The 24166-nt window shown below is 66.1% G+C and carries 19 protein-coding genes and 3 rRNA genes; 18 read left to right on the top strand and 4 right to left on the bottom strand.

All coding sequences use genetic code 11. The features are described 5' to 3' along the window. The first annotated feature begins 51 nt into the window (after positions 1–51). From argC to argF, 5 genes are read left to right on the top strand one after another with little or no spacing between them, the layout of a single operon-like run. A complete protein-coding gene (gene argC / locus HCR12_RS05780) occupies positions 52–1101 on the top strand; it encodes an N-acetyl-gamma-glutamyl-phosphate reductase (RefSeq protein WP_166869087.1) in 1050 nt (349 codons plus the stop codon). After that, the gene (argJ, locus tag HCR12_RS05785; protein ID WP_166869086.1) at positions 1098–2249 is read left to right on the top strand and encodes a bifunctional glutamate N-acetyltransferase/amino-acid acetyltransferase ArgJ; all 1152 of its coding nucleotides are present in this window, start codon (positions 1098–1100) and stop codon (positions 2247–2249) included. The genes argC and argJ overlap by 4 nt, the downstream gene beginning before the upstream one ends. After that, a complete protein-coding gene (gene argB, locus HCR12_RS05790) occupies positions 2246–3163 on the top strand; it encodes an acetylglutamate kinase (protein ID WP_166869085.1) in 918 nt (305 codons plus the stop codon). The genes argJ and argB overlap by 4 nt, the downstream gene beginning before the upstream one ends. Continuing rightward, a complete protein-coding gene (locus HCR12_RS05795; protein WP_166869081.1) occupies positions 3160–4353 on the top strand; it encodes an acetylornithine transaminase in 1194 nt (397 codons plus the stop codon). Before argB ends, HCR12_RS05795 begins: the two co-directional genes overlap by 4 nt. After that, positions 4350–5279, top strand: a complete 930-nt coding sequence (gene argF, locus HCR12_RS05800; protein WP_166869079.1) for an ornithine carbamoyltransferase — start codon at positions 4350–4352, stop codon at positions 5277–5279. The genes HCR12_RS05795 and argF overlap by 4 nt, the downstream gene beginning before the upstream one ends. Positions 5280–5336: 57 nt before the next feature. Here argF and HCR12_RS05805 read toward each other — a convergent pair whose 3' ends face one another. Beyond that, on the bottom strand, positions 5337–6074 hold the full coding sequence (locus HCR12_RS05805; RefSeq protein WP_166869077.1) for a DUF6264 family protein: 738 nt from the start codon (positions 6072–6074) through the stop codon (positions 5337–5339). Positions 6075–6136: 62 nt separating this feature from the next. Between HCR12_RS05805 and argH the strand changes: the two genes are divergently transcribed. Continuing rightward, entirely contained in the window at positions 6137–7582 is a 1446-nt protein-coding gene (gene argH, locus HCR12_RS05810) for an argininosuccinate lyase (RefSeq protein ID WP_166869075.1), read from the top strand. After that, complete coding sequence (locus HCR12_RS05815; RefSeq protein WP_166869531.1) at positions 7579–8190, top strand: DNA-3-methyladenine glycosylase; 612 nt, start codon at positions 7579–7581, stop codon at positions 8188–8190. The genes argH and HCR12_RS05815 overlap by 4 nt, the downstream gene beginning before the upstream one ends. Before the next feature lie 25 nt (positions 8191–8215). Here the strand turns inward: HCR12_RS05815 and HCR12_RS05820 are convergent, their stop codons facing one another. Next, positions 8216–8800 (bottom strand): acyl-CoA-like ligand-binding transcription factor, encoded by a 585-nt coding sequence (locus tag HCR12_RS05820; RefSeq protein ID WP_166869072.1) that lies wholly within the window; start codon positions 8798–8800, stop codon positions 8216–8218. Positions 8801–8873: 73 nt separating this feature from the next. Here HCR12_RS05820 and HCR12_RS05825 point away from each other — a divergent pair, with 73 nt between their 5' ends. Both HCR12_RS05825 and HCR12_RS05830 read left to right on the top strand, forming a co-directional pair. Continuing rightward, positions 8874–9701 (top strand): SDR family NAD(P)-dependent oxidoreductase, encoded by an 828-nt coding sequence (locus HCR12_RS05825; RefSeq protein ID WP_166869070.1) that lies wholly within the window; start codon positions 8874–8876, stop codon positions 9699–9701. A 2-nt stretch (positions 9702–9703) separates the two neighbouring features. Further along, positions 9704–11287 carry an FAD-binding protein gene (locus HCR12_RS05830; RefSeq protein WP_166869068.1) on the top strand — a complete coding sequence of 528 codons (1584 nt, stop codon included), beginning with the start codon at positions 9704–9706 and terminating at the stop codon, positions 11285–11287. A 38-nt stretch (positions 11288–11325) separates the two neighbouring features. On the opposite strand, the gene HCR12_RS05835 is transcribed toward HCR12_RS05830, so the two are convergent. Together HCR12_RS05835 and HCR12_RS05840 are read right to left on the bottom strand one after the other, a co-directional pair. Further along, the gene (locus tag HCR12_RS05835) at positions 11326–11895 is read right to left on the bottom strand and encodes a hypothetical protein (protein ID WP_166869066.1); all 570 of its coding nucleotides are present in this window, start codon (positions 11893–11895) and stop codon (positions 11326–11328) included. 33 nt (positions 11896–11928) lie between these two features. Continuing rightward, complete coding sequence (locus HCR12_RS05840) at positions 11929–12585, bottom strand: DNA-binding protein (protein WP_224763691.1); 657 nt, start codon at positions 12583–12585, stop codon at positions 11929–11931. 113 nt (positions 12586–12698) lie between these two features. Here HCR12_RS05840 and tyrS point away from each other — a divergent pair, with 113 nt between their 5' ends. The 9 genes from tyrS to HCR12_RS05885 all read left to right on the top strand — a co-directional run bounded on the left by tyrS (position 12699) and on the right by HCR12_RS05885 (position 24147). Further along, the gene (gene tyrS / locus HCR12_RS05845) at positions 12699–14006 is read left to right on the top strand and encodes a tyrosine--tRNA ligase (protein ID WP_166869064.1); all 1308 of its coding nucleotides are present in this window, start codon (positions 12699–12701) and stop codon (positions 14004–14006) included. A 600-nt stretch (positions 14007–14606) separates the two neighbouring features. Then, positions 14607–16127, top strand: a 16S ribosomal RNA gene (locus HCR12_RS05850). A gap of 441 nt (positions 16128–16568) precedes the next feature. Continuing rightward, positions 16569–19670: ribosomal RNA gene (locus tag HCR12_RS05855) — 23S ribosomal RNA — on the top strand. A 103-nt stretch (positions 19671–19773) separates the two neighbouring features. Continuing rightward, a 5S ribosomal RNA gene (gene rrf, locus HCR12_RS05860) occupies positions 19774–19890 on the top strand. Together the 16S, 23S and 5S rRNA genes form the textbook arrangement of a ribosomal RNA operon. A 666-nt stretch (positions 19891–20556) precedes the next feature. After that, a complete protein-coding gene (locus HCR12_RS05865) occupies positions 20557–21477 on the top strand; it encodes a hypothetical protein (RefSeq protein WP_166869725.1) in 921 nt (306 codons plus the stop codon). Next, positions 21477–22127 carry a hypothetical protein gene (locus HCR12_RS05870; RefSeq protein WP_166869724.1) on the top strand — a complete coding sequence of 217 codons (651 nt, stop codon included), beginning with the start codon at positions 21477–21479 and terminating at the stop codon, positions 22125–22127. The genes HCR12_RS05865 and HCR12_RS05870 overlap by 1 nt, the downstream gene beginning before the upstream one ends. After that, entirely contained in the window at positions 22124–23149 is a 1026-nt protein-coding gene (locus HCR12_RS05875; RefSeq protein ID WP_166869723.1) for an HAD-IIA family hydrolase, read from the top strand. The genes HCR12_RS05870 and HCR12_RS05875 overlap by 4 nt, the downstream gene beginning before the upstream one ends. Next, complete coding sequence (locus tag HCR12_RS05880; protein WP_166869722.1) at positions 23142–23324, top strand: hypothetical protein; 183 nt, start codon at positions 23142–23144, stop codon at positions 23322–23324. The genes HCR12_RS05875 and HCR12_RS05880 overlap by 8 nt, the downstream gene beginning before the upstream one ends. Further along, positions 23317–24147: a TlyA family RNA methyltransferase gene (locus HCR12_RS05885; protein WP_166869721.1), complete on the top strand. Its 831-nt coding sequence runs from the start codon at positions 23317–23319 to the stop codon at positions 24145–24147. Before HCR12_RS05880 ends, HCR12_RS05885 begins: the two co-directional genes overlap by 8 nt. Positions 24148–24166 lie beyond the last annotated feature (19 nt).

The following is a 24166-nucleotide window of genomic DNA, read 5'->3' on the forward strand; positions in this document are numbered from 1 at the left end:
CGTGTGGCGTCGCCGCTCCGGTCCCGATTCCACGAAGCCTAAGGTTGAAGCATGTCCATCTCCGTCGCCGTCGCGGGCGCCAGCGGCTATGCGGGAGGCGAACTCCTGCGTCTGCTCGCTGGTCATCCCGAGTTCGAGATCCGCGTCGTCACCGCCCACTCCAATGCCGGTCAGAAGCTCTCGAGCGTGCATCCGCACCTCACGAGCCTGCGTGACCTCGAACTGCAGCCAACGGACGCGAGCGTGCTCGCCGAGGCGGATGTCGTCTTCCTCGCGCTCCCGCATGGAGCGTCCGGCGAGATCACCGCGCAGCTGCCCGACGACGTCCTCGCCGTCGACTGCGGCGCCGACCACCGTCTCACCGACCCTGCGGCCTGGGCTGCTTTCTACGGCGGCGAGTATCACGGCGCGTGGACGTACGGCATGCCCGAGCTTCTGATCGACGGCGGCGCGGCGAAGCAGCGTGAGAACATCCCCGGAACGAACCGCATCGCGGTTCCCGGATGCAACGTGACGGCGATCACCCTGGGGCTCGCTCCCGGCATCGCGGCGGGTGTCGTCGAACCCGACGACCTGGTCTCGGTGCTCGCTGTGGGCACCTCGGGTGCGGGCAAGGCGCTCAAGCCGAACCTGCTCGCGAGCGAGATCATGGGCAGCGCTTCGGCATATGCGGTCGGCGGCATTCACCGTCACACGCCCGAGATCATCCAGAACCTCACCGCGGCGGGCGGCACGGGTGTGAGCATCTCGTTCACCCCGGTGCTCGTCCCGATGTCGCGCGGCATCCTCGCGACCTCGACGGCGAAGCTCGCCCCCGGCGTCACCGCCGCACAGGTGCGCGAGGCGTGGGAGGCAGCGTACGCCGATGAGGCGTTCGTGCATGTGCTGCCCGCGGGGTCCTTCCCCGGCTCGAACGAGACGACGGGCGCGAACACCGCGCTCATGGGGCTCGCGATCGACGAGAACGCGGGCCGCGTGGTCGTCGTGTCGGCGATCGACAACCTCGTCAAGGGCACCGCGGGAGCCGCGGTGCAGTCCACCAACATCGCTCTCGGTCTTCCCGAGACGCTCGGTCTTCCCGTGAATGGAGTCGCCCCGTGAGCGTCACCGCCCCATCCGGATTCACTGCGGCGGGCATCGCCGCAGGCATCAAGGGCTTCGACAAGCTCGATCTCGCGCTCGTCGTCAACGAGGGGCCGCTGCACACCGCCGCGGCCGTGTTCACGAGCAACCGCGCGAAGGCCAACCCGATCATCTGGTCGCAGCAGGTCATCGCCGACGGCACGGTGAGCGCCGTCATCCTCAACTCGGGCGGCGCCAACTGCTTCACGGGTGCCGAGGGATTCCAGACCGCCCACGCGACGGCGGAGGCCGTCGGCGCGGCTCTCGGCGTCTCGGCTGGCGATGTTCTCGTGTGCTCGACAGGGCTCATCGGCGACCAGCTTCCGCGCGAGAAGCTCATCGCGGGAGCCCACGCCGCGGCCGAGGCGCGCACCGCGGATGGCGGCGTTGCCGCGTCCGAAGCCATCATGACGACCGACTCGAAGCCCAAGCGCGCTGTTGTGAGCCGCGACGGATGGACCATCGGCGGCATGGCGAAGGGTGCGGGCATGCTCGCTCCGGGCCTCGCGACGATGCTCGTCGTCATCACGACCGACGCGGTCCTGACGCCCGCGGAGGCCGATCGGGCCCTGCGCTTCGCGACCCGCGTCACCTTCGACCGCCTCGACTCGGACGGCTGCATGTCGACCAACGACCAGGTGACGCTCCTTGCCAGCGGCGCCTCCGGCATCGAGCCCGACCTCGACTTCTTCTCGGCCGCCCTGCAGGCCCTCTGCATGGATCTCGCGTTCCAGCTCCAGCAGGATGCCGAGGGTGCGAGTCACGACATCGTCATCGAGGTCATGAGCGCGGCGACGGAAGAGGATGCCGTCGAGGTCGGTCGTGCGATCGCCCGCAACAACCTGTTCAAGGCAGCCGTGTTCGGCAACGACCCCAACTGGGGGCGAGTGCTCGCCGCGATCGGCACGACGAACGCGGCGTTCGACCCGTACGACGTCGACGTCTCCATGAACGGCGTCCGCGTGTGCACGAAGGGCGGCCCTGACCGTCCACGCAGCGAGGTCGATCTGACGCCTCGGCAGCTGCTGCTGCAGCTCGAGCTCAACGCGGGGCATTCCGGCGCGATCATTCTCACGAACGACCTCACGCACGACTACGTCCACGAGAACAGCGCGTACTCGTCATGAGCGGCGGCAAGAATCCCCTCGAGGAACTCGACCCGCGCGCACAGGACGCTCCGGCGAAGGCTGCGACGCTCATCGAGTCGCTCCCGTGGCTGAAGCGCTTCGCGGGCCGCGTCATGGTCATCAAGTTCGGCGGCAACGCCATGGTCGACGCGGAGCTGCAGCGCGCCTTCGCCGAGGACATGGTCTACCTCCGCTCGGTGGGCATCAAGCCCGTCGTCGTGCACGGCGGTGGGCCCCAGATCTCGGCCATGCTCGAGCGCCTCGGCATCCACAGCGAGTTCCGCGGCGGCTACCGCGTGACCACCCCTGAGGCGATGGAGATCGTGCGGATGGTGCTCACCGGCCAGGTGAGCCGCGAGCTCGTCACGCTCATCAACCACCACGGCCCGCTCGCCACGGCGATCTCGGGCGAGGACGCGGGGCTCTTCCAGGGCCGACGTCGGGGCGCGGTCGTCGACGGCGAGACCGTCGACATCGGACTCGTGGGCGATGTCATCGCCGTCGACCCGGCCGCCGTGCTCACCGCTATCGACGCCGGACGGATCCCCGTCGTGTCGTCGATCGCGCCGGATATCGACGTGCCCGGGCAGTCGCTCAACGTCAACGCGGACTCCGCGGCGGCGGCACTCGCGGTCGCGCTCGGAGCCGAGAAGCTCGTCGTCCTCACGGATGTCGCAGGCCTCTACAGCGACTGGCCGAACCGCGATTCGCTCGTCTCGCACATCACGCGCGATGAGCTCGCCGCGCTTCTGCCGAGCCTCGAGTCGGGCATGATCCCCAAGATGTCGGCGTGCCTCGAAGCCGTCGACGGGGGAGTGCCGAAGGCGGCGATCATCGACGGCCGCCGCCCGCACTCGGTTCTTCTCGAGATCTTCACGGATGCCGGAATCGGCACAGAGGTGGTGTCCGCATGACCGCGACCGACGAACACGGCGAGACCTTCGCGCGCGTCATGATGAAGTCGGCGCCTGCGCCGCTCGCCGTGCTGCAGCGCGGCGAGGGCGCCCAGGTGTGGGATGTCGAGGGCAACCGCTACCTCGACTTCCTCGCGGGCATCGCCGTCAATGCTCTCGGCCACGCACATCCGGCGTTCGTGCACGCGGTGAGCACGCAGGCGTCGCGTGTCGCCCACGTGTCGAACTACTTCGCATCCGAACCGCAGATCGAGCTGGCCGCCCGCCTCGCCCGCATCACCGGCGGCGACCGCGTGTACCTTTGCAACTCGGGCGCCGAGGCGAACGAGGCGGCCATCAAACTCTCGCGTCTCACCGGACGCACGCGTCTCGTCGCGCTGAAGAACTCGTTCCACGGCCGCACGATGGGCTCGCTGAGCCTCACCGGCAAGCCTGCGCTGCAGAAGCCGTTCGAGCCGCTCATGCCGGGGGTGACCCACATCGAGGCCACGATCGAGGAGCTCGAGGAAGCTCTCGCTCCGGGAGACGTCGCGGCGTTCGTCGTCGAGCCCATCAAGGGCGAGGCGGGCGTCGTCGACCTGCCCGAGGGATTCCTCACGGCCGCCCGCGAACTCACCCGGAAGCACGGCACGCTGCTCATCCTCGATGAGATCCAGACGGGTGCCGGCCGCACGGGCGACTGGTTCGCGTTCCAGCACGAGGGGATCGTGCCGGATGCGGTGTCGCTCGCGAAGGGCATCGGAGGCGGATTCCCGATCGGGGCGCTCGTCGCCTTCGGCGACGCCGCTGAGCTGTTCGGTCCCGGACACCACGGGTCGACCTTCGGGGGCAACCCGCTCGCCGCAGCCGCCGCGAACGCCGTGCTCGGCGAGATCGAGGCCGCGGGGCTCATCGAGAACGCGCGTGTGCGCGGTGAGGAGCTCGTGGCCCGCATCTCGGCGCTCGGCTCACCGCTCGTGACCGACATCCAGGGGCGCGGCCTCCTGCTGGGCATCGGCCTCGCCGAGCCCGTCGCCGGCATCGTCGTGCGACGCGCGCTCGATCGCGGTCTCATCATCAACGCCGCGAACGAGCACCGCATCCGCCTTGCCCCGCCTCTCATCATCGGCGAGGAGGAGATCCGCGAATTCATGCGCATCTTCGCCGAGGCCCTCGACATCCCGCACACCGACCCCGGAGACCACGCATGACTCGCCACTTCCTCCGCGACGACGACCTGACCCCCGCCGAGCAGGCCGAGATCCTCGATCTCGCCGCCGAGCTCAAGGTCGACCGCTACAGCCGCAAGCCGCTCGCGGGACCCCAGACGGTCGCCGTGATCTTCGACAAGTCCTCGACGCGCACGCGCGTGAGCTTCGCGGTCGGCATCGCCGACCTCGGCGGCAGCCCGCTCATCATCTCCACCGCGAACAGCCAGCTCGGCGGCAAGGAGACCCCGTCGGACACCGCACGCGTGCTCGAGCGCATGGTCTCAGCGATCGTGTGGCGCACCTACGCGCAGTCGGGGCTCGAGGAGATGGCCGCCGGCACCACGGTGCCCGTCGTCAACGCGCTCTCGGATGACTTCCACCCGTGCCAGCTGCTCGCCGACCTGCTCACCATCCGCGAGCACAAGGGCGAGCTGAAGGGACTCACCGTCACCTTCCTCGGCGACGGCGCCTGCAACATGGCGCACAGCTACCTGCTCGCGGGAGCGACGGCGGGCATGCATGTGCGCATCGCGGCGCCGATCGAGTTCAGCCCGGCCGCCGATGTGGTCGCTGACGCCGAGCGACGTGCAGCCGAGACCGGCGGATCCGTCGAGGTCTTCACCGATCCCGTCGCCGCGGTCGAGGGCGCCGATGTCGTCGTGACCGACACCTGGGTCTCGATGGGCAAGGAAGACGAGAAGGCGCACCGGGTGGCGACCTTCGGCGGCTTCCAGGTGACCGACGAGCTCATGACGCACGCGAAGTCCGACGCGGTCTTCCTGCACTGCCTTCCGGCCGATCGCGGATTCGAGGTGGCGCCGAGCGTCATCGACGGGCCTCAGAGCGTCATCTGGGACGAGGCGGAGAACCGCCTGCACGCGCAGAAGGCCCTCCTGGTATGGCTTCTGGAGCGCGCCGCAGCGTGAGACGACAAGAGCGGGCCCCGATCAGATCGGGGCCCGCTCATGCGTGTTCAGGGGGCGTCAGCTGTTCATGCTCACGAAGTTCGGGTCGCTCAGGATCACTGAGAACATCACGGCCCACAAGATGATCGCGGCGAGGATGCCCGCCGACAGCGGGACGTAGAACGCGATCTTGCGCTTCACGAGAAGGAAGATCGACAGTGCAGCGGCGACCACGTACAGGATCACGTGGCTCGCGACGATGATCGCGGCGGCGGCCCCGACCTCCCCGTTGAAGCCGTCGAGGCCCTGCTGACGGAATGACTCGTCAAGGGCTGCAGGATCCAGGGCGAGTGTCGCGAGCAGTGCGAAGAGCACCCCGAAGAGACCGAGCACGAGCAGGATGATCGTGAGCACGACGTCCCACACCTTGCGGCGTGCCGGGGGAGCGGCGAAACCGGGCTGACCGTACACGGGAGCTCCCGCGGCGGGGTAGCCGGGCTGCTGGCCGTACGGCTGCTGGCCGTAGGGCTGCTGATCGGCGCTCGGCTGCGTGTACGCAGGCTGGGCCGGCGAGGACTGACCGTATGCGGGCTGACCGTACTGCGGCTGGCCGTACGCGGGCTGCTCGGCGGCCTGACCGTAGGTCGGCTGCGGCGCGGAACCCGGCTGACCGTAAGCGGGCGGGGTGGCTGCGGCGGGCGGCGCAGAGGCCGAGGGTGAGCCTTCGACCGGCGCGAACTCACCGTAGCGCGGCGTCGGAGGGGTGCCGCCTGCAGGCGGGACGGGAGGGACCGTGGGCGTGTTCGGCTCGGACATGGCAAAACCATAGCGATATCGCGGACTTCTAGACTGGGAACGACACGAGGAGATCAGATCTGATGGCAGTGACCCCCACCGAACCGGGTACCCCTGAGAACGCGACCGAGAAGGCAGGCGGCGCGAGCCTGTGGGGCGGCCGATTCGCCGACGGTCCCTCGCCTGAGCTCGCCGAGCTCAGCCGCTCGACGCACTTCGACTGGGAGCTCGCGGGGTACGACCTGCGCGGATCGCGTGCCCACGCTCGCGCTCTTGCCGCGGCTGGCTTCCTCGACGCTGATGAGCTCACGCGCATGCTCGCCGGCATCGATGAGGTCGACGAGGGCGTGCGCGACGGACGCATCCGTCCCCGTCCCGAGGACGAGGATGTGCACTTCGCTCTCGAGCGCGAGCTCGTCGCGGCGGTGGGCCCGGAGCTCGGCGGCAAGCTGCGCGCCGGACGCAGCCGCAACGACCAGATCGCGACGCTCATCCGTCTCTACCTTCTCGATCACGCCGACCGCATCGGCCACGAGCTCGTGCAGCTCGTGGATGCCCTCGCCGCTCAGGCCGCCGCGCACCCCGGCGCCGTGATGCCCGGACGCACGCACCTGCAGCACGCGCAGCCGATCCTGCTCGCGCACCACCTGCTCGCCCACGCCTGGCCGATCGTGCGCGACCTCGAGCGTCTGCGCGACTGGCGCGTGCGCGCGACCGAGTCGCCCTACGGCGCCGGTGCCGTCGCCGGCGGTGCGCTCGGGCTCGACCCGAACGCGATCGCCGCGGAGCTCGGCCTCACACACCCGATGCCCAACTCGATCGACGCGACCGCGAGCCGCGATGTGGTCGCCGAGTTCGCCTACATCGCCGCCCAGATCGGCATCGACCTCTCGCGCTTGAGCGAGGAGATCATCATCTGGAACACGCGGGAGTTCGGATTCGTGCGCCTGCACGACGGCTACTCGACGGGGTCGTCGATCATGCCGCAGAAGAAGAACCCCGACATCGCCGAGCTCGCGCGCGGCAAGTCCGGCCGCCTCCTCGGCAACCTCACGGGCCTGCTCGCCACCCTCAAGGGCCTGCCGCTCGGCTACAACCGCGACCTGCAGGAGGACAAGGAGCCCGTCTTCGACTCGGTGCGCACGCTCGAGGTGCTGCTGCCGGCATTCACGGGCATGGTCGCGACGCTCACCTTCGACGTCGAGCGGATGGCGGAGCTCGCGCCGCAGGGCTTCTCGCTCGCGACCGACGTGGCGGACCATCTCGTGCGGCAGGGTGTGCCGTTCCGCGAGGCCCACGAGATCTCGGGTGCGCTCGTGCGCTTCTGCGAGGAGAACGGCATGGAGCTCGATGAGCCGAGCGACGAGCAGTACGCCGCGATCGACCCGCGCCTGAAGCCCGACGTGCGGGACGTGCTGACGGTCGAGGGCTCGCTGGCGAGCCGCGTCGGCACGGGGGGCACCGCACCGGAGCGCGTCGCCGAGCAGCTCGCCGCCCTCACGTCGCGCATGGCGGAGTTCGCGTCCTGAAGCTCCCCGAGCTGCTGCGAGGCGCCGCCGATGAGGTGGCGCCTCGGCTGCTCGGGGCCCGGCTCGCCGGGCGAGGGGTGACCGTGCGTCTCACCGAGGTGGAGGCGTACCTCGGCGAGACCGATCCCGGATCCCATGCCTTCCGCGGCGTCACGCCGCGCACCCGCACGATGTTCGGCGAGCCGGGGAAGCTGTACGTGTACTTCACCTACGGCATGCACGTGTGCGCGAACATCGTGTGCTCGCCGGCGGGCACCGCGAGCGCCGTCCTGCTGCGCGCAGGCGAGGTCGTCGAGGGGATCGAGCTCGCCCGCACGCGTCGCACCACCTCCCGGGCGGATGCGGATCTCGCGCGCGGACCCGCGCGGCTCACGAAGGCGCTCGGCATCGCCCTGTCGGACGACGCGGCGCCGCTCGACGGCGAGCCGTTCGCGCTCGAGCTCCCGGACGCACCCGAGCCGTTCGCGGTCGGACCGCGGGTGGGCGTGTCCGGCGAGGGCGGAACGGATGCGTTCCCGCTGCGATTCTGGATCCCCGGCGATCCGACGGTGTCGGTGTATCGCGCGGCGGTGCCGCGTCGGAGGGTCAGCCCGCCGCGATCATCGTGAGCGCTCGGCCTCCTGGTTCCGCAGCCTAGGCGTCGTCCAGGCCGCGCAGGGCGGCCGCGACGCACTCGGCGGGGTCGGCGACGCTGTCGGTGGACGCCCACCACGTGAGCGATTCCATGATCGCGGTGTGCACGGCGGCGCCGAGCACGACGGGCATGAGGTGGTTCGTGGATTCTCCGCGTCGACGGGCGATGAAGGCGACGAGTTCCGACTTCCAGGCATCGAACGTCGATGACTGGGATGCACGCAGCTCGGGAGACAGCGCGATGAGCCGCAGTCGTGCGCGCATGACAGCGAGATCGTCGTCCGTGAGTGCGAAGACGCGGACGACGACATCGGAGATGGCGGTGATGGCTGGCAGCGCGTCATCCGCGTGCCGCATGCCATCGCGCAGTGCATCGATCGACTGCTCCAGCCCGCCCCACACGATGTCCGACTTGGAGGGGAAGTAGCGATGCAGCGTGCGCAGGCTCACCCCGACGGCGTGCGCGAGCGTGGCCATCGACACGTTCTCGAACCCGACGCGTTCGATGTGGGCGAGAGCAGCGGCCCGAAGCTCCTCGACGTCGGCGACAGGCGGTCGGCCTCGGCGTGGGCTGCTGGGGGTCATCACACCACGGTAGTGCGTGGGTCGCGTGATTTATGACAGTATGTGCCATAAATACAGCGCCAAGGAGGTCGCCATGTCTTTCCCCTTCTCCGATGTCTCGAGTCGATCCATCACCGAGCTCCTCTCACTCACAGGTCGCTCCGCGCTTGTGACGGGCGGTGCGCAGGGCCTCGGCCGTGCCATCGCCGCACGCCTGGCCGAAGCAGGAGCCGACATCGCCATCGCCGACCTGGATGAGGAACGTGCCTCGGCATGTGCGCGCGAGCTCGCGGACACCTATTCGGTGAACGCGGTCGGCGTCGGGATGGATGTGTCGGACGAGTCCTCGGTCGTCGCCGGTGCAGAGAAGGCGGCCGCCGCACTCGGCAGCCTCGGCATCTGGGTCAACAATGCAGGGCTCTTTCCCAACATGCCCACCGCGCAGATGCCGGTGGAGATGTGGGAGCAGGTGTTCGCCGTCAACTCGCGAGGGGTCTTCCTCGGATCCCGAGAGGCCGCGAAGCGCATGACCGGCACGGGAGGTGTCATCGTCAACATCGTGTCGACAGCTGGGTTCCAGGTTGCCGGACCCGGGATGGCGGCCTACGTCGGGTCGAAGCACGCCGTGGTCGGAATGACGAAGGCGATGGCTCTCGAATTCGCGCCCCTCGGAGTGCGTGTGCTCGGGGTCGCCCCCAGCTACGTCCCGACCGAAGGGAACATGGCGATGGCGCAGGCGATGATGGAGCAGGCGGCGGCCGCAGGAATCGAACTTCCGCCCTTCGACGTCATGAACCAGAGCCTGATCGGCCGTGTCGGCGCCCCCGACGACATCGCCCGGGTCGTGCTGTTCGCGGCATCCGACCTCTCGATGATCATGACGGGAAGCGTTCTCCTCGCTGACGCGGGGGAGACGATCTGACGATGGCGTCAACACGTGAATTCGATGTGATCGTGGTCGGCGACGGAGTCGCCGGTGCGTCGGCAGCGATCGAAGCAGCGGACGGGGGCGCTCGCGTGCTGCTGCTCGACCGCGCCTACGGCGGCGGGGCGAGCGCGCTGTCCGGAGGCGTCGTGTATGCAGGCGGTGGCACCCGACAGCAGAAGGAGGCGGGCTACTCCGATACACCCGAGAACCTCTACGCGTACCTCAGGAATGAAGTCGGCGATGCGGTCGATGACGCCACCCTGAGGCGCTTCTGCGAGCAGAGCCCGGGGACCATCCCGTGGCTCGAGGAGCAGGGAGCCTCGTTCAGATCGAGTGTCGCGCCATACAAGACGTCCTATCCGACAGACGCGCATTACCTGTACTTCTCCGGAAACGAGAAGGCGCATCCGTACGTCGCGAGCGCGACACCGGCTCCGCGCGGTCACCGCACCGTCGCCAAGGGGCTCGCCTCCGGGAAGGCACTCTGGGCGGCGCTGCACGAGTCGGCGCTTCGCAAGGGGGTCGAGTTCATACCCATCGCGCGTGTCACGGAGCTCATCGTCGAAGACGACGCCGTCGTCGGTGTGCGGTATCGCGTTCTGGATCAGACCCATCCGAATGCCGCTCGTCATCGGCGGATGACGAAGCGCACCGCCAAGATCGGCAACTGGGCGCCCGACCTCGTGAAAGGCACGACCGACCGGATCCAGAAGCTCTGGGATGAGGGCGCGGAGCAGCGAGAGGCCCGCGCCTCGGCGGTCATCCTCGCGGCCGGAGGCTTCATCTACAACCGGGAATGGGTTGCCGAGCACGCGCCCGAGTTCACCAAGATCTCTCCGCTCGGCACCCCCGCTGACGACGGCTCGGGAATCCAGCTCGGTATCGACGCGGGCGGCGCAGTGGACAAGATGGGCAATGTCACGGCGTGGCGGTTCCTGTCGCCGCCGAGCGCCTTCGTCGAAGGCGTCACGGTGGGCATGAACGGTCGACGCATCCTCAACGAGGATCTCTACGGCGCGACCCACGGAAATGCGCTCATGCGCGAGTTCGGGGGCAAGGGCTGGGCCGTGTACGACTCGCTTCACTGGAAGAAGGCGCGACGTCAGTTCTGGACCCAGACCCAGATCTTCCACAAGCTGACGGCCCTGTTCACCTTCACCCTCGGGCACAAGAAAGCTCGCTCGCTCGATGCGCTTGCGGCTCGGATGGGCGTGGATGCCGCCGAGCTGCGGCGTACTGTCGATGCCTACAACGACGGAATCGCGTCAGGTGCCGGTGATCCCGCCCACAAGGAGCTGGAACTCTGCGCGCCCGTGCTGAAGGCGCCTTTCTACGGGGTCAACATCTCGGACGACGCATCGCCGTTCTCACCGATTCCGGGCCTGACACTCGGTGGCCTCGTCGTCGACGGGGAGACAGGGCTGGTCGCGCGCGCGGATGGCAGCACCATCCGAGGCCTGTACGCGGCGGGCCGAACGGCGGTGGGAGTGTGCTCGAACAGCTACATCAGCGGTCTGGCGCTCGCCGACGGCATCTTCAGCGGGCGACGCGCGGGAGCGCACGCGGCGAGTCACCGCTAGCCGGAGGGTGATCCGGCCGGGTCGCTCGACCCGCCGGATCAGCCCGCCGCGATCATGGTGAGCACGGCGCACGCGCCCGCCCAGATGAGGCTCGCGAGCGTGCCGATGATGAACCGCTCGCGCGCGGCAGCCGAATCGAGTTCGGAGAATCGGCCGAGACCCTTGATCGCGATGACGGCCGCGGCGACCTCCGGATGTCCCACCGCGATGCCGCCGATGAGCGCAACCCGCTCGAGGTATCCGATCGTCGTGCCGCCGCGCATCACCTCGCGCTCTTCGCTCGTGCCGTCGGTGCGGATGAGGATGCCGCCGTGTGCGCCGCGGCGCACCGGCTCGCGGGTGGCGAGGTCGAGCACGTAGGTCGTGACCGGGCTCCCGCCCAGGACGCCGATCGCCGCGATGAGGAGGGCGAGCAGGACGCCGAACACGGGAGGCTCGGGCAGAAGGGGCAGCCGGAAGGCGGCGGCGAGGAGGCCGCCGCCGACGGGGATGAGGGCGAGCAGGGCGAACTGCGGGCGCCGGATCCGGATGGCGAACGCGATGGCGACGAGCGCGCCGATGCTGGCGAGGACGGCGAGCGACCAGAACAGGTACTGGACGACGAACATGGTGCTCCTTCGGCGGGGTTCGCGCGGGGTGTGTCAGGAGTCTGCGCGCACCGACGCGTCGGCGGTGGCAAGCAGCTCGGCGAGTCCGGCTCGTGCAGCCGCGTCGACTCGTGTCGCGGCGGCGATCGCGCGCTTGCTCGCCGCCTGCGGGGTGATGCCGAGCCGCGCGGCCGCTTCCCCCTGTGAGAGGCCGGCGTCGACGAGGTCGGTGACCTCCCAGCCCTCGGGAGAGCGGCGCATGCGCACCGTGAGCAGCAGATCGAGCATCGCCTGCAGGGTCTCGGCGCTGGGGGAGAGGGGGCGGGCCTCGCTGGTCGGCGCGCCCGCGATCTCGATCGCCGCACCCAGCGGACGCTTCTTGGCGACGTCGATGGCGTCGCGCGCTGCGACGAAGGCGGCGCCGGTTGCGGTGCGCGTGGTGTCGGAGAGCGGAGTGTCGACCGCTCCGATGCCGAGCCCCACCCGCCAGTGGCCGTCACGGACGAGCGCGAGGGTGATCTCGAGCGCTGTCCGCGCGTCGGCGGTGAGCGCTTGGACCTCGTCTCCGGATGTGCGATCTGCGGGCAGAGCGAGTCGGCCGCCGCCGAGGCGTTCGATGAGCTCGACTGCCTCGGCGCCCCGGCTGGCGGTGCTTCGGCTGTCGATCTGGTCTGCGGTGATGACGAACATGGCGACCTCCGCATCAAGCATAGAAGCATGATCAGCGACAGATCAACCCATGATGCTAGATACAGCGATGATCAACCCTTCACGCGGGAGGGCATCTGCGCGGAGTCCGGCACCGTGAGCGATAACCTGGATCAATGCCCGCAACCGAGGTTCTCAGCGCGCAGCGCAACGATCCCAGCTTCCCGGACGTCTGGGAGGAGCTGAACTGGCGCGGTCTCGTCCACGTCTCGACGGACGCCGCCGCGCTCAAGGAACTCCTCTCCGGAGACCCGATCGTGTTCTACTGCGGATTCGACCCCACGGCGCCGAGTCTCCACCTCGGCAACCTCGTGCAGCTGCTCGTCATGCGGCGACTGCAGCTCGCTGGGCACCTTCCGCTCGGGCTCGTCGGCGGATCGACGGGACTGATCGGAGATCCGCGCCCGACGGCAGAACGCACACTCAACACGCCTGAGACCGTCGCCGAATGGGTGCAGCGTCTGCGTGGGCAGATCGAGCGCTTCCTCGCGTTCGACGGCGATGGAGCGGCGCGCATCGTCAACAACCTCGACTGGACCGCGCCGCTCAGCGCGATCGACTTCCTCCGCGAGGTCGGCAAGCACTTCCGCGTCGGCACGATGCTCAAGAAGGATGCAGTCGCCGCGCGACTGAACTCGGACGCCGGCATCAGCTACACCGAGTTCAGCTACCAGATCCTGCAGGGCATGGACTTCCTCGAGCTGTACCGCACCTACGGCTGCGTGCTGCAGACGGGCGGCAGCGACCAGTGGGGCAACCTCACGAGCGGCACCGATCTCATCCACCGCGCGGAGGGGGTGAGCGTTCACGCGATCGGAACACCCCTCATCACCAACTCCGACGGCACCAAGTTCGGCAAGAGCGAGGGCAACGCCATCTGGCTCGACGCCGACATGTGCAGCCCGTATCGCTTCTACCAGTTCTGGCTCAACACGGACGATGCGGATGTCATCGCGCGGCTCAAGGTGTTCACCTTCCTCACGCGTGAGGAGATCGAGCGACTCGAGCAGCTCGTGGCCGACGAGCCGTTCCGGCGCGAAGCGCAGCGCACGCTCGCACGTGAGGTCACGACCCTCGTGCACGGTGCCGCTGCGACCGATGCCGTCATCGCCGCGTCGGAGGCCCTGTTCGGTCAGGGTGATCTCGACTCGCTGGATGCGGCGACGCTCAGCGCGGCCCTCGAGGAGCTTGCGACGGTCGAGGTGCCGGCATCGGCGTCCGTCGTGCAGGCGCTCGTGGACACCGGTCTCACGAAGAGCCTCAGTGATGCGCGGCGCGCGGTGGCTCAGGGAGGCGTGTACGTCAACAACGTCAAGGTCGACTCCGAGGATGCGACGTTCGCGGGAACCGCTCTCGCTGGGGGAGCTGCTGTGCTCCGCCGCGGAAAGAAGTCGCTCGCCGGCGTGCGCCTCACCGGTCTCTGATCTGATCCTCATCGACGCCCCCTCCCGGCTTTCGGGTGGGGGCGTCGTGCATTTCCCTGGGCCTCGGCGGATGAGTCGACCTCGCGTAGGTGACGCAACACCTTGATTTCATGGGCGACACGCCCGGGATGCATGCGGAATTAGGCGGGAGGGCCGGAATCCGCGTAATGTCTTACTTGTTCGGCCCCACAGGGAAGAGCGGAGAGGCCAAGGCCCCGCCCCCTCAAGCGGCAGAACAAGATCCCTGACGAAGACCAGCTCGCTGGCGCTCGTCAGGCCCGCTCCTCGGAGCTGCGGTCACCACGACCACCGGAAGGAAACTCCCGGCGTGTCGAGTTGACACGCGGACCGGTGGGGTTAGGATAGAGAAGTTGCCCTGTGGGCGAGCCGGTGACGGTGAGCAGCAGGTGCGTCTGGTCCTTGAGAACTCAACAGCGTGCACTATGTCATATGCCAAATTATACCTCGTCCAGCTTCGCTGGTGAATTCCTTTGATTGACGGATTGTCAGTAGACAATCCTTTAGTCAGATTAAACTCGCATGATTCACGGTTTTCCCCGGATCCAACTGATTTACCGGGCTTCGTCTGGTTATCAAGCCTTTACGGAGAGTTTGATCCTGGCTCAGATGAACGCTGGCGGCGTGCTTAACACATGCAAGTCGAACGGTGAAAGAGGGAGCTTGCTCCTTCTGGATCAGTGGCGAACGGGTGAGTAACACGTGAGTAACCTGCCCCAGACTCTGGGATAAGCGCTGGAAACGGCGTCTAATACCGGATACGAGCTTCAGCCGCATGGCTAGGAGCTGAAAAGAATTTCGGTCTGGGATGGACTCGCGGCCTATCAGCTTGTTGGTGAGGTAATGGCTCACCAAGGCGACGACGGGTAGCCGCCTGAGAGGGTGACCGGCCACACTGGGACTGAGACACGGCCCAGACTCCTACGGGAGGCAGCAGTGGGGAATATTGCACAATGGGCGAAAGCCTGATGCAGCAACGCCGCGTGAGGGATGACGGCCTTCGGTTGTAAACCTCTTTTAGTAGGGAAGAAGCGAAAGTGACGGTACCTGCAGAAAAAGCACCGGCTAACTACGTGCCAGCAGCCGCGGTAATACGTAGGGTGCAAGCGTTATCCGGAATTATTGGGCGTAAAGAGCTCGTAGGCGGTTTGTCGCGTCTGCTGTGAAAACCCGAGGCTCAACCTCGGGCCTGCAGTGGGTACGGGCAGACTAGAGTGCGGTAGGGGAGAATGGAATTCCTGGTGTAGCGGTGGAATGCGCAGATATCAGGAGGAACACCGATGGCGAAGGCAGTTCTCTGGGCCGTAACTGACGCTGAGGAGCGAAAGCATGGGGAGCGAACAGGATTAGATACCCTGGTAGTCCATGCCGTAAACGTTGGGCGCTAGATGTGGGGACCATTCCACGGTTTCCGTGTCGCAGCTAACGCATTAAGCGCCCCGCCTGGGGAGTACGGCCGCAAGGCTAAAACTCAAAGGAATTGACGGGGGCCCGCACAAGCGGCGGAGCATGCGGATTAATTCGATGCAACGCGAAGAACCTTACCAAGGCTTGACATATACGAGAACGCTGCAGAAATGTAGAACTCTTTGGACACTCGTATACAGGTGGTGCATGGTTGTCGTCAGCTCGTGTCGTGAGATGTTGGGTTAAGTCCCGCAACGAGCGCAACCCTCGTTCTATGTTGCCAGCACGTAATGGTGGAACTCATAGGAGACTGCCGGGGTCAACTCGGAGGAAGGTGGGGATGACGTCAAATCATCATGCCCCTTATGTCTTGGGCTTCACGCATGCTACAATGGCCGGTACAAAGGGCTGCAATACCGTAAGGTGGAGCGAATCCCAAAAAGCCGGTCTCAGTTCGGATTGAGGTCTGCAACTCGACCTCATGAAGTCGGAGTCGCTAGTAATCGCAGATCAGCAACGCTGCGGTGAATACGTTCCCGGGCCTTGTACACACCGCCCGTCAAGTCATGAAAGTCGGTAACACCCGAAGCCAGTGGCCCAACCGCAAGGAGGGAGCTGTCGAAGGTGGGATCGGTGATTAGGACTAAGTCGTAACAAGGTAGCCGTACCGGAAGGTGCGGCTGGATCACCTCCTTTCTAAGGAGCACTGCACTCTTCGGAGTGACAGAGCCACTTCTGAAGCGAATGTCTTCAGGTGGTGCTCATGGGTGGAACATAGACATAGGTCGCTCGAGGATCCTCGAGACGCTAGTACACCGGCTTGCCGGTAGGAACGGGTCGGAAGAGAAATCGGGTGACATGCACGCTGTTGGGTCCTGAAGGACCGGGCAGTCGCAGGAATGCGGCGAAACGACCTTCGGATCCGGACGGGGAGAGCATCACTTGCTTGAGCCGGCGGATACCGCCCGTCATTTGAGAACTACACAGTGGACGCGAGCATCTTAGAACGAGGTCTTCGGACCTCGATCTACAAGATGATCAAACAAGGAGCAGCCTTTCTGAGGCTGTTCCCGATAGATCATTGGTCAATCTGCTGCACCTTCGGGTGTGGCCGATCGATTCTAAATAAACTCATGTAGTCAAGTTTCTAAGAGCAGACGGTGGATGCCTTGGCATCTGGAGCCGAAGAAGGACGTATGAATCTGCGATAAGCCTCGGGGAGATACAGAGCTTTGATCCGAGGATTTCCGAATGGGGAAACCCCGTCAGGCGTTGCAAGACGACCTGATGACTCCCGCCTGAATATATAGGGCGGGTAGAGGGAACGTGGGGAAGTGAAACATCTCAGTACCCACAGGAAGAGAAAACAACCGTGATTCCGTTAGTAGTGGCGAGCGAAACCGGAAGAGGCCAAACCGATCATGTGTGATAGCCGGCAGGCGTTGCATGGTCGGGGTAGTGGGACCTTCACGAACTTCTGCCGAAGTTCACTGCGACTCGTGCGATATAGGTGAACGGCATTGAAAGGCCGACCAGAGAGGGTGCCAGTCCCGTAACCGAAATGTCGCACAGCGTTGGAAGGGATCCCAAGTAGCACGGGGCCCGAGAAATCCCGTGTGAATCAGCCAGGACCACCTGGTAAGCCTAAATACTCCCAGATGACCGATAGCGGACAAGTACCGTGAGGGAAAGGTGAAAAGTACCCCGGGAGGGGAGTGAAATAGTACCTGAAACCGTCTGCTTACAAACCGTTGGAGCACCCCTAGCAGGTGTGACAGCGTGCCTTTTGAAGAATGAGCCTGCGAGTTAGTGGTATGTGGCGAGGTTAACCCGTGAGGGGCAGCCGTAGCGAAAGCGAGTTCGAATAGAGCGAATGAGTCGCATGCCCTAGACCCGAAGCGAAGTGATCTATCCATGGCCAGGTTGAAGCGACGGTAAGACGTCGTGGAGGACCGAACCCACTTGGGTTGAAAACCGAGGGGATGAGCTGTGGATAGGGGTGAAAGGCCAATCAAACTTCGTGATAGCTGGTTCTCTCCGAAATGCATTTAGGTGCAGCGTTGCGTGTTTCTTGCCGGAGGTAGAGCTACTGGATGGCCGATGGGCCCTACAAGGTTACTGACGTCAGCCAAACTCCGAATGCCGGTAAGTGAGAGCGCAGCAGTGAGACGGTGGGGGATAAGCTTCATCGTCGAGAGGGAAACAACCCAGACTACCGACTAAGGTCCCTAAGCGTGTGCTAAGTGGGAAAGGATGTGGAGTTGCAGAGACAACCAGGAGGTTGGCTTAGAAGCAGCCACCCTTGAAAGAGTGCGTAATAGCTCACTGGTCAAGTGATTCCGCGCCGACAATGTAACGGGGCTCAAGCACACCACCGAAGTCGTAGGATTCGCATTATAGGTAGGCCTTCGTGGTCCAGCCGTGCGGATCGGTAGGAGAGCGTCGTGTGGCCAGCGAAGCGGCGGGGTAACCCAGCCGTGGAGGCCACACGAGTGAGAATGCAGGCATGAGTAGCGAAAGACATGTGAGAAACATGTCCTCCGAAAGACCAAGGGTTCCAGGGTCAAGCTAATCTTCCCTGGGTAAGTCGGGACCTAAGGCGAGGCCGACAGGCGTAGTCGATGGACAACGGGTTGATATTCCCGTACCGGCGAAGAACCGCCCAAGCTAATCCAGTGGTGCTAAGAGTCCTAATCCGGTAGATGGATCCCTTCGGGGTGAAACGTCCGGCCTAACGCTCGACCCCATGCTGGTGCGGCTAGCGTATTAACAGGTGTGACGCAGGAAGGTAGCCCATCCCGGGCGATGGTTGTCCCGGGGCAAGTGCGTAGGCCGAGAGATAGGCAAATCCGTCTCTCATGAAGGCTGAGACACGATGCGGATAAAAAGTGGGTGATCCTATGCTGCCAAGAAAAGCATCGACGCGAGGTTCCAGCCGCCCGTACCCCAAACCGACTCAGGTGGTCAGGTAGAGAATACCAAGGAGATCGAGAGAATCGTGGTTAAGGAACTCGGCAAAATGCCCCCGTAACTTCGGGAGAAGGGGGCCTAAGGCGTGAACGGACTTGCTCCGGGAAGCGCTGCAGGGCCGCAGAGACCAGTGGGAAGCGACTGTTTACTAAAAACACAGGTCCGTGCGAAGACGCAAGTCGATGTATACGGACTGACGCCTGCCCGGTGCTGGAAGGTTAAGAGGAGGGGTTAGCTTCGGCGAAGCTCTGAATTTAAGCCCCAGTAAACGGCGGTGGTAACTATAACCATCCTAAGGTAGCGAAATTCCTTGTCGGGTAAGTTCCGACCTGCACGAATGGCGTAACGACTTCCAGCTGTCTCAACCGCGAACTCGGCGAAATTGCACTACGAGTAAAGATGCTCGTTACGCGCAGCAGGACGGAAAGACCCCGTGACCTTTACTACAGCTTGGTATTGGTGTTCGGTGTGGCTTGTGTAGGATAGGTGGGAGACTTTGAAGCGGGCACGCCAGTGTTCGTGGAGTCATTGTTGAAATACCACTCTGGTCACTCTGGATATCTAACTACGAACCGTAATCCGGTTCTGGGACAGTGCCTGGTGGGTAGTTTAACTGGGGCGGTTGCCTCCCAAAAAGTAACGGAGGCGCCCAAAGGTTCCCTCAACCTGGTTGGCAATCAGGTGTCGAGTGTAAGTGCACAAGGGAGCTTGACTGTGAGAGTGACGGCTCGAGCAGGGACGAAAGTCGGGACTAGTGATCCGGCAGTGGCTTGTGGAAGCGCTGTCGCTCAACGGATAAAAGGTACCTCGGGGATAACAGGCTGATCTTGCCCAAGAGTCCATATCGACGGCATGGTTTGGCACCTCGATGTCGGCTCGTCGCATCCTGGGGCTGGAGTAGGTCCCAAGGGTTGGGCTGTTCGCCCATTAAAGCGGTACGCGAGCTGGGTTTAGAACGTCGTGAGACAGTTCGGTCCCTATCCGCTGCGCGCGTAGGAAATTTGAGAAGATCTATCCCTAGTACGAGAGGACCGGGATGGACGAACCTCTGGTGTGTCAGTTGTTCCGCCAGGAGCACCGCTGATTAGCTACGTTCGGAACGGATAACCGCTGAAAGCATCTAAGCGGGAAGCCGGCTTCAAGATGAGATTTCCATCCCTTCGGGGGAGAGGCTCCCAGCTAGACTACTGGGTTGATAGGCAGGATGTGGAAGTGGGGACTAAAGACCCATGCAGCTGACCTGTACTAATAAGCCGATAACTTGACAACACATAAGTTTATGTTGCACGCGTCCACTTTGTGGTTCCCGATTGACGGTCGGAACCCGCTTCGAACAAGAATCGAAGCACATGGCTGATACAATCAATATTGTTACGGCGGCCATAGCGTAGGGGAAACGCCCGGTTACATTCCGAACCCGGAAGCTAAGACCTACAGCGCCGATGGTACTGCAAGGGGGACCTTGTGGGAGAGTAGGACACCGCCGGACTCCTTTTACGAAAGGGCCCACCCTCACGGGTGGGCCCTTTCGCATTTAACACACCATCACCACCACTACAGCCGCACACACCCATCTCGAGCCCACCCCACCAGGTGGGCTTTTCGCATATCCACCGGCAGCGAGCTTCACCCGTTCCAGAGCGCCCCGGAGAAACGACGAAGCCCCGCCCTGGAGATCCAGAACGGGGCGTCAGAGTGTGCGGGACGCCTCAGGCGTGCAACGCCGCATTCAACTCGATACCGTGCCCGCTGCGGGGGAGCGCCTCCACAGCACCGCTCACCGAGTTACGGCGGAAGGCGATGCAGTGCGTGCGACGTGTGTGGCCGTCGTGCGGCTCGGGGGTGTCGCTGTCTCAGATGCTGCTGTGAAGTTGCCAGCCGGCATCACACTGTCCGAAATCTCAGGCGCGGAGTCGATGCTGTTCACGACCGCGAGGTCGGTTCTCCTGCGGGCTCGAATCGAGCTCGCGCGGGGTGTCATCGGCGTCAGAGAGGGCGTGCCGCGCTCCCTGACGCCGTTGCCAGCCGGGTCGCGATACGATAGAGCGACTCAGGAGTTCGATGTCAGACGAGACCCCCAAGCCCGCGTCCCGACGCGGCGACAACCCCAATTCTCACGAGCGCCGCGATCGCGCGGGCAAGCCCGACACCTCGGGTGACCGCTCGGCTGCGCGCCCGGCGCGCGACGACAAGCCGCGGCGTCCGCGTGATGGTGCTGAGCGCCCCGCACGTGACGGCGCCCCCGCGCGCTATGGCCGTGATCGCGACCGTGACGGGCGCACCGGCGACGCCGGTCGCGGAGGACGCGATGGCAACCCCCAGCGCGGAGACCGTGATACGCGCCCCGGCCGGTTCGATCGTGACGCGCGTCCTGCGCGCGGTGACCGTGAGGCTCGCCCCGCCTGGGGCGATCGTGACGCGCGTCCTGCGCGCGGCGATCGTGATGATGCGCGTCCGGCACGCGGTGACCGTGATGCGCGTCCCGCGCGTGCTGATCGCGATGCTCGCCCCGCGGGTGGTGACCGTGAGTCTCGCCCCGCCTGGGGTGACCGCGACGCGCGCCCGGCCCGTGGTGCGCGTGACGGCGGTGGTGCTGGATACCGCGGTGCCCGTGATGGTGGTGCGCGTGACGGCGGTGGTGCTGGATACCGCGGTGCCCGTGATGGTGGTGCGCGTGACGGCGGTGGTGCTGGATACCGCGGCGGTCGTGACGGTGGTGCCCGTGACGGAGGCGCCCGCGACGGATACCGCGGTGCCCGTGATGGTGGTGCGCGTGACGGCGGTGGTGCTGGATACCGCGGCGGTCGTGACGGCGCAGCGCGTGACGGCGGTGGTGCTGGATACCGCGGCGGTCGTGACGGTGGTGCCCGTGACGGTGGCGACGGATACCGCGGTGCCCGCGCGCGTGACGACCAGCGGTTCGGAGACTCGCGTCCCGGCCAGGATGACCGTCCGCGCTACGACGACCCGGCGATCCCCGAGGACGTCACCGCGAACCAGCTCGACAAGGTCGCTCGCACCGAGCTCAAGACCCTCAGCAAGGAGAACGCCGACTGGGTCGCGCGTCACCTCGTGATGGCCGCGAAGCTCATCGACACCGATCCCGAGCTCGCCCACACGCACTCGCTCGCCGCGACACGTCGCGCCGGCCGGGTGGGCGTCGTGCGCGAGACCGCCGCGATCACCGCCTACGCGACGGGCGACTTCGCTCTCGCGCTGCGCGAGCTGCGCACGTACCGCCGCATCACGGGGCGCGACGATCAGCTTCCGCTCATGGTCGACTCCGAGCGCGGCGTCGGCCGCCCGCAGGCTGCTCTCGAGCTCGGACGCTCGGTGCCGCGCGACACGCTGGAGCCGGCCGTGCAGGTCGCTCTTGCGATCGCCATGTCCGGTGCGCGTCTCGATCTGGGGCAGCCGGAGCTGGCACTCGGCGAACTGCAGATCCCGCAGCTCGACCCCGAGCGCGCGTACTCGTGGAGCCCCGCGCTCTTCGACGCCTACGCGACGGTTCTCGATGAGCTGGGGCGCGAGGAGGAAGCTGAGCAGTGGTGGCAGCGCTCGGACCGCGCCACGATCGCGCTCGAGCAGGCCTCTGTGCCGGAAGGCCAGGACACTGTCGAGATCATCGAGGAGTTCCTCGAGTTCGATGAGGAGTCCGAGGTCGAGGCTGAGGGCGCGGAGTCCGAGGCGACCGCCGACGAGCCCGAGGCGGGTGCCGCCGAGTGACGACGGCCGCGGGTGCCGCCCCGCTTGACGGGGTGGATGTGCTTCTCGCCGACCTCGACGGGGTCGTGTACGCGGGGCCGAATCCGATTCCGCACGCCGTGGAGTCCCTCTCGGCTGTCGCTGAGAGTGGGACTCGCGTCGGGTTCCTCACGAACAACGCGGCTCGGACCCCGATGTCGGTGGCCGAGCACCTGCGCGAGCTCGGTCTCTCGACCGAGTCGGACGATGTCGTGACGAGCCCGCAGGCGGCCATGACGCTGCTCGCGGAGCTGGTTCCCGCCGGGTCGACGATTCTCGTCGTCGGGGGCGAGGGCATCACCTACGAGCTCGAGCGTGCGGGCTATCGCATCACCCGCTCGGCTGAGGATTCTCCCGCCGCGGTCGTGCAGGGCTTCGCCCCGCACGTCGGTTGGGCGGACCTCGCCGAGGCGGCATTCGCTCTCGCCGGCGGTGATGATGGCATCCCGTGGGTCGCCACGAACACCGACTGGACGATCCCGCAGGCCCGCGGAACGGCGCCAGGCAACGGCACCCTCGTGTCGGCCGTGCACACCGCTGTCGGGCGACTGCCTGTCGTGGCGGGAAAGCCCGAGAAGCCGATCTTCGACGCCGCGGTCGCGCGTTTCGGCGCACAGAAGCCGCTCTTCGTGGGCGACCGGCTCGACACCGACATCATGGGCGCCGTGCGCGCGGGCATGGACTCGGCGCTCGTGCTCACCGGGATCGACGGGCCGAAGCAGTTGCTTGCGGCGGCGCGCGATTCACGGCCGACGTTCATCGTCGAGGATCTGCGCGGACTCTTCGCGCCGTATCCGGTGACCGTCGATGAGACGGATGCACGCGGGGTGCGCTACGTGAGCGTCGGTGACGCCGTCGTGCGCCACCAGGGGTCGGCCCTGCGGATCGCTGTGGCCGGCACTCCGATCAACCTGCTGCGCGCCGCCTGCGCCGCAGTGTGGGGTGCAGGCGTGCCGATCTACGCGCTCGACATCGAGCCCGACCTATATTCGACTCATGACTGACGACGTGTCGACGCCCGAGACGGGGGAGCGCAACGACGAGCCGAGCGCTCTCGTGTCGCGCCTGCGGCTCATCGAAGACCAGCCGCTCGCGGACCGTGCGGCAGCTCTCGCGCAGGTCCACGACGAGCTGCGTGCGCGTCTGGAGTCGGGCGACTCTCCGCGCGCTCATGCCTGACGAGCCGGGGGCAGCTGACGCACCGGTGCGACTCGACGTCGAACTCGTGCGTCGTGGTCTCGCTCGGTCGCGTGCGACGGCGGCGGAGGCGATCACAGCGGGCCTTGTGCGCGTCGACGGTCGCGAGGTCGTCAAGGCATCCGTCAAGGTCGAAGCGACGAGCTCGATCGAGGTGGAGGGCGGCGACCACTATGTGAGCCGGGGCGCCCACAAGCTCGTGGGTGCGCTCGACGCATTCGGGGTCGATCCCGCGGGGCGGGTGGCACTCGATGCGGGAGCCTCGACCGGCGGTTTCACCCAGGTGCTCCTCGAGCGCGGCGCTGCGCGTGTCCTCGCCGTGGATGTGGGGCACGGCCAGCTCGCGCCGAGCGTGCGGGATGATCCTCGCGTCGTCGACCTGGAGGGGCAGAACCTCCGCTATCTGACTCGCGACGCCGACGCCCTCACCACGCTGCGCGACGAGCTCGCCGCATCCGGATGGCCGAGCCTCGTGGTGGGCGACCTCAGTTTCATCTCGCTCACGCAGGTGCTCGCACCGCTGCGCGATCTCGCGGAGCCGGGAGCGGACTTCGTGCTGCTCATCAAGCCGCAGTTCGAAGTCGGTCGCACCGGTGTGAAGGAGGGCATCGTGCGCGATCGCGCACTGCGCCAGGACGCCGCCACGAGCGTGCTGTGGGCGGCGTGGGATCTGGGGCTCGGAGCGGTCGCCATCGTGGACAGTCCGATCCTCGGCGGCAACGGAAACCGCGAGTACCTCGTGCACCTGCGTGCCGGGGCGCACGATCCGGGTGCGCATCGCGAGGCAGTCGCCGCCCTCGCCTGACAGCTCGCCGTCGGCGCGC

Source organism: Salinibacterium sp. ZJ70 (assembly GCF_011751865.2).
Taxonomy (GTDB): Bacteria; Actinomycetota; Actinomycetes; order Actinomycetales; family Microbacteriaceae; genus Homoserinibacter.